The 5,447-nt window shown below is 66.4% G+C and carries 7 protein-coding genes; 3 read left to right on the plus strand and 4 right to left on the minus strand.

Annotated elements, in window-relative coordinates; translation table 11 throughout:
- Together ACEN88_RS23365 and ACEN88_RS23370 are read right to left on the minus strand one after the other, a co-directional pair.
- Nucleotides 1-253 (minus strand): laccase domain-containing protein (locus ACEN88_RS23365; RefSeq protein ID WP_413343490.1); only part of this gene is annotated, 253 nt, incomplete at its 3' end.
- Complete coding sequence (locus ACEN88_RS23370) at nt 253-1,290, minus strand: RluA family pseudouridine synthase (protein ID WP_413343492.1); 1,038 nt, start codon at nt 1,288-1,290, stop codon at nt 253-255. The genes ACEN88_RS23365 and ACEN88_RS23370, both read right to left, overlap by 1 nt.
- A gap of 67 nt (nt 1,291-1,357) precedes the next feature.
- Between ACEN88_RS23370 and ACEN88_RS23375 the strand changes: the two genes are divergently transcribed.
- Complete coding sequence (locus tag ACEN88_RS23375; protein ID WP_413343494.1) at nt 1,358-2,197, plus strand: outer membrane protein assembly factor BamD; 840 nt, start codon at nt 1,358-1,360, stop codon at nt 2,195-2,197.
- A gap of 215 nt (nt 2,198-2,412) precedes the next feature.
- On the opposite strand, the gene yaaA is transcribed toward ACEN88_RS23375, so the two are convergent.
- Nucleotides 2,413-3,183 carry a peroxide stress protein YaaA gene (yaaA, locus tag ACEN88_RS23380; protein ID WP_413343495.1) on the minus strand — a complete coding sequence of 257 codons (771 nt, stop codon included), beginning with the start codon at nt 3,181-3,183 and terminating at the stop codon, nt 2,413-2,415.
- A 38-nt stretch (nt 3,184-3,221) separates the two neighbouring features.
- On the opposite strand from yaaA, the gene ACEN88_RS23385 reads away from it, so the two are divergent.
- A complete protein-coding gene (locus tag ACEN88_RS23385) occupies nt 3,222-3,692 on the plus strand; it encodes a putative toxin-antitoxin system toxin component, PIN family (RefSeq protein WP_413343497.1) in 471 nt (156 codons plus the stop codon).
- Nucleotides 3,689-4,846: a pyridoxal phosphate-dependent aminotransferase gene (locus ACEN88_RS23390; RefSeq protein ID WP_413343499.1), complete on the plus strand. Its 1,158-nt coding sequence runs from the start codon at nt 3,689-3,691 to the stop codon at nt 4,844-4,846. The genes ACEN88_RS23385 and ACEN88_RS23390 overlap by 4 nt, the downstream gene beginning before the upstream one ends.
- 7 nt (nt 4,847-4,853) lie before the next feature.
- Here the strand turns inward: ACEN88_RS23390 and ACEN88_RS23395 are convergent.
- A partial coding sequence (locus ACEN88_RS23395) for a tetratricopeptide repeat protein (protein WP_413343501.1) occupies nt 4,854-5,447 on the minus strand: 594 nt, incomplete at its 5' end.

Here is a 5,447-nt window from a genome sequence, read left to right on the forward strand (position 1 = left end):
GCACCTGCGCGATCCACGCGGGCGGGCCCGGCAGGCGCGCGCGCAGACGCATCCGGTTGGCCTGCACGGCCTCCGGATCGTCGTTCACGTGCCGGCCCAGGTTCAGGCCGCCACCGTCCCGCCCATCGCCGTACGGGCCCATGCTGACGCCACCGCGCCGCGTCGTGGCCAAGGCACCGAACGCGTCAGGCAGATCGGGCCACTCGGTCGCGGGGTGGATCAGATCGGCGTCCTTCAGATCGGATTCCACCATCAGATCGCTTCCGGTTCTTCGATCCCGGCCTGTTCCAGAAGTTCCGCGAAATCGTCGGCCAGCGGCACGACCCATTCCATGTGCTCGCCGGTGGCCGGGTGCGTGAGACCCAGGCGGCGCGCCTGCAGCGCCTGGCGGTGGAAGAACGAACGCAGGTGCTGCTTGCCGTACACGGTGTCGCCGACAAGGCTGTAGCCCAGCGACTGCATGTGCACGCGGATCTGGTGCGTGCGGCCCGTCTCCAGGCGGCATTGCACGAGGCTGACCGGGCGGCGGTCGAGCTCGCCCGTCTCCAGCAGTTCGTAGTGCGTGATGGCCGGCTTCGCCGACGGGCTGTTCGACACGGCCATCTTGACCCGGTCCTTCGCGTCGCGGCTGATGGGGGAGTCGATGGTGCCGTAGGCGCGCGGCGTGCCCCACACGAGCGCGAAATATTCGCGTTTCACCGTGCGCGCCTGCAGCTGGCGCACGAGGTCCGTCTGCGCCTCCAGCGTCTTGCCGACGACCATCAGGCCGCTCGTGTCCTTGTCGAGGCGGTGCACGATACCGGCACGCGGCACGGACACCAGTTGCGGGCAGTGATGCAGCAGCCCGTTCAGCAGGGTGCCCGACCAGTTGCCCGAGCCCGGATGCACGACGAGGCCGGCAGGCTTGTTGATGACGATGATGGCGTCGTCCTCGTGGACGATGTTCAGCGCCATCGGTTCCGGCGTGTAGGCCGTGTCCTCGGGCGCCGGCTGCGGCACGACGGTGACCGTCTCGTCGCCATAGGCCGTGCTCTTGCCCTTCGCCGGCTTGCCGTCGACGGTGATGTGGCCTTCGTCGAACCATTGCTGCAGGCGGCTGCGCGAGAACTGGGGCACCAACCCGGCCACGACCTTGTCCAACCGCTGGCCGCAGTGTTCGGGGACCAGCTCCAGGGTGATCGGGGCGTAATCAGGGCCACCGGTGCCGGCATCGAGCTCGGCGTCGAGGTCCTCATCCAGGTCGGGGTCGAAAAGGTTTTCCGCCGAATTCGGCGCAGCAGTTAATATCACGTCAGTCCCATCGGCTATAATCAGCCGTTCGTTGAATCTCGGTAAAACTTTCTTGCACTAAGAGCTTATGCAAAAAAAATTGTCTGTAATAGTCGTGACTAGCGTTCTGCTAAGTTTGTCAGCTTGCGGTTTGTTACCGGAAAGATCCGACGAAAACAAGAACGTGTCAGCATCGAAATTATACGCTGACGCGCAGGAGGAAATGGCGGGCGGCCACTACGAAGCCGCGATCAAGCTGTTCGAACGCCTCGAATCCAACTATCCGTTCGGCACCTACGCCGCCCAGGCGCAGATGGAAATCGCCTATGCGCACTACAAGGCGCAGGACCAGGCCGAGGCGCTGGCCGCCGTCGAACGCTTCATCAAGCTGCACCCGAACCACCCGCAGGTCGACTACATGTACTACCTGCGCGGCCTGATCAATTTCAACGACCAGATCGGCTTCCTCAGCTTCATCTACGCCCAGGACCCGACCGAGCGCGACCCGAAGGCGACGCGCGAAGCGTTTGCCGCGTTCAAGGAACTCGTCGACAAGTTCCCGAACAGCAAATACGCGCCGGATTCGGTCGCCCGCATGAACTACCTGATCAATGCGATGGCGCAGTACGAAGTGCACGTGGCGAACTACTACTACCGCCGCGGCGCCTACCTGGCCGCGCTGAACCGCGCCCAGGGCGCCGTGACCCAGTTCAGCGAAGCCCCGGCGCGCGAGGAAGCACTGTTCATCATGATTCGCGCCTACGACAAGCTGGGCATGTTCGACCTGCGCGACGACACGCAGCGCATCTTCACCATGAACTACCCGAACAGCCGCTTCATGGGCGGCAAGGGTTCGGGCGACGCGCCGTGGTGGAAGTTCTGGGCCAAGGCCGGCCCGAAACCGGCGCCGAAAGACGCCGTGCAGTAACAACAGTGCCCGCGGAAGCGGGCTTTTTTTCGCGCCCCCGGCCCAAAATTAGGGGTCAGAGCACATTTCCGATCAATGTCCGGCGACCAGTTGCTCTGGCAACGCTCTGCGCGCGTGCACGCCCTCCATGGACGTTCGCGCGCGGCGCCACGCGCAGAACTTGCTTCGCGGACCTTGCGCAATAAAGTGCTCTGACCCCGAATTTTTCGAAGTCGTCAGCCTTCGATGCGCCGGCGGAACACCCAGGATTTGTCCGTCGACACGGCCTCGTCGTACGCATACCCGTCCACGTCGAAGTCCTTCAGGCGCTCGACGTCCGTGATGCCCTGCTCGGCCGCATGGCGCGCCATCATCCCGCGCGCCCGCTTGGCGAAGAACGAGATGATCTTGTACTTGCCGTTCTTCCAGTCTTCGAACACGGGCGTGACCACGGGCACGTCCAGCAGCTTCGGCTTGACGGACTTGAAGTATTCTTCGGACGCGAGGTTCACGAGGACCGGCGCGCCCGCCTCCTTCAGGTCCGCGTTCAGCGCGGCCGTCACCCGGTCGCCCCAGAAGGCATACAAATCCTTGCCGCGCGGGTTCGCGAGGCGCGTGCCCATCTCCAGGCGGTACGGATGCATGGCGTCCAGCGGTCGCAGCACGCCGTACAGGCCCGACAGGATGCGCACGCGGTCGCGCACATAACCGAGCGCCTGCTTGCCGAGCGTGCGCGCAGCCAGGCCCGTATAGACGTCGCCGTCGAACGACATGATGGCCTGGCGCGCGGCGGCGTGGTCCGGGTGCCAGTCGGCGTAACGGGTCACGTTCAGCACCGACAGCTGGTCCGAGATCGCCATCAGCGCGCCGATCTCGGCCGGCGATTTCGGCTTGAGAACGCGGATCAATTCGGCGGCATCGTCGATGAAGCGGGGCGTCGAGCGCTCCTGCGTGGTGGGTGGCGATTCGAGGTCGAGGGACTTGGCGGGCGAGAGAACGATCAGCATTTAGTTATGAAACACGTACAGCGGGTAAAATTGCTGACATGATACCTGCTTCAGCGAAACCCATCGTCATCGACACCAACGTCTGCCTCGACCTGTTCGTTTTCCGCGACCCGCGCTGGGCGCCCCTGCTTGCCGCGCTCGAATCCGGCAAGGTGCGCGCCGTCACCCGCGCCGATTGCCGCGACGAATACCGGATCGTGCTGCATTATTCGCACCTGCCGCTCGACGACAGCACCCGGCCGCAGGCGGAGGCCGCCTTCGACGCCCTGATCGAGGTCGTGGCGCCGACATCGCGCGCGCTGCGCCTGCCCGTCTGCACGGACCGCGACGACCAGAAATTCCTCGAGATCGCGCGCGACGCCGATGCCGCCGTCCTCGTCACGAAGGACAAGGCGTTGTTGAAACTGGCCCGCCGCGCCGCGCGCGAGAACCTCTTCCGCATCATGACGCCCGACGCCTGGATCAAGACCGAGGCCCCGGCAGCCCCATCCAACCTGTACGCACCATGACCACACCCGTCCTGCAATCGCGCCTGCCGGCCGTCGGCACCACCGTGTTCACCCTGATGTCCGCGCTCGCGGGCGAGCACGGCGCCGTCAACCTGGGCCAGGGCTTCCCCGACTTCGACTGCGATCCGCGCCTGCTGGACGCGGTCGATGCCGCCATGCGCGCGGGTCACAACCAGTACGCGCCGATGACCGGCCTGCCCGTGCTGCGCGACGCCGTCGCCGCCAAGCTGGCCGCACTGTACGGCCACGCCTACGATGCCAGCGCCGAGATCACGGTCACGGCCGGCGCCACGCAAGGCATCATCACGGCGATCCTGTGCGCCGTGCATCCGGGCGACGAAGTCATCGTCATCGAGCCCTGCTACGACAGCTACCAGCCGTCGATCACCCTGGCCGGCGGCGTGCCGGTGCCCGTCGCGATGCGCGTGGACGCGGGCGGCTACAGCGTGCCGTGGGACGCCGTCGCGGCGGCCGTCACGCCCAGGACCCGGATGATCGTCGTGAACACGCCGCACAACCCCACGGGCACGATCCTGCGCCGGGCCGACCTCGATTCGCTGGCTGCCATTGTCGAAGGGACCGATATCCTGATCCTGTCGGACGAGGTGTACGAGCATATGGTCTACGACGGCCAGCCGCACGCGTCGGTGAGCCGCCATCCCATGCTGGCGGAGCGCGCGTTCGTCGTGTCGAGCTTCGGCAAGACATACCACGTGACGGGCTGGAAGGTGGGCTACGTGGCCGCGCCGGCGCCGTTGATGGCGGAATTCCGCAAGGTCCACCAGTACAACGTCTTCAGCGTGAACACGCCGATGCAGGCCGGCCTGGCCGCCTTCATGCGCGACCCGGCGCCGTGGCGCGACCTGCCCGCGTTCTACCAGCGCAAGCGCGACCTGTTCCGCGCGGGGCTGGCGCACACGCGGTTCACGCTGCTGCCGGCGGACGGCACGTATTTCCAGTGCGTGCGCTACGACGGGATTTCGGACCTGGGCGAATCGGAATTCGCGCAGTGGCTCACGCGCGAGATCAAGGTGGCCGCGATTCCGGTGTCGGCCTTTTACAGCAAGCCGACGGAGTCCGGCATCGTGCGGTTCTGCTTTGCGAAAAAGGACGAGACGCTGAACGGCGCCCTGGAGCGGTTGGCGACAGTGTGACGCGGGCTCAGTGCGAGAGCTGCTGGATGCGGCGCTCCACGAACCCCTGCAATTCCTGCGACAACCCGCCGCCGGCGCGCGCCCGCTGGAACGCGTCGAGCGCCTCGCCGTTGCGTTTCTCGGCCTGCAGCGAGATGCCGAGGCCCATCCACCACACACCGTTCGACGGCACCGCGCGCACGGCCTGGTGATACTGCTCGGCCGCCTCGCGGTGACGCTGCTGGCGGGCCAGCGCGGCCGCCAGGAAGGCGTGGTAGTCGGCGTCGTTGCCCGCGTACGGCAAGGTGCGCATCAGGGTGTCGATGCCGTTGCCGCCACGCTCGATCTGCAAGCGCGCCAGCAGCATCGCCATCGCGGGCTGGCGCGGGTCCAGGGTGAGGCCCAGCTGCAGCTGGCGCATCGCCTCGTCGTTGCGGTTCGCCTCGATCAGCAGGCCGACCAGGGTCTGGCGCGCCGCTTCGTGCGTCGGTTCGTATTTCAGCGCCTGCTCGAGCGCCGCGACGGTCTCGATCATGCGGCCTTCCTGCAGGCTCGCCAGTGCGCGCCGGTATTCGCCTTCCGCGCGCTGGGCGCCCGTCTCCTGGCGGCCCTGGGCGTTGAG

It is taken from the genome of Massilia sp. CT11-108 (genome assembly GCF_047302915.1).
In the GTDB taxonomy this organism is placed as follows: domain Bacteria; phylum Pseudomonadota; class Gammaproteobacteria; order Burkholderiales; family Burkholderiaceae_D; genus Telluria; species Telluria orientalis.

Bases quoted from the DNA above. Each gene is read 5' to 3' on its own strand.
- yaaA (WP_413343495.1), bottom strand. From the start codon at position 3,183: ATGCTGATCGTTCTCTCGCCCGCCAAGTCCCTCGACCTCGAATCGCCA.
- ACEN88_RS23390 (WP_413343499.1), top strand. From the start codon at position 3,689: ATGACCACACCCGTCCTGCAATCGCGCCTGCCGGCCGTCGGCACCACC.
- ACEN88_RS23375 (WP_413343494.1), top strand. From the start codon at position 1,358: ATGCAAAAAAAATTGTCTGTAATAGTCGTGACTAGCGTTCTGCTAAGT.
- ACEN88_RS23385 (WP_413343497.1), top strand. From the start codon at position 3,222: ATGATACCTGCTTCAGCGAAACCCATCGTCATCGACACCAACGTCTGC.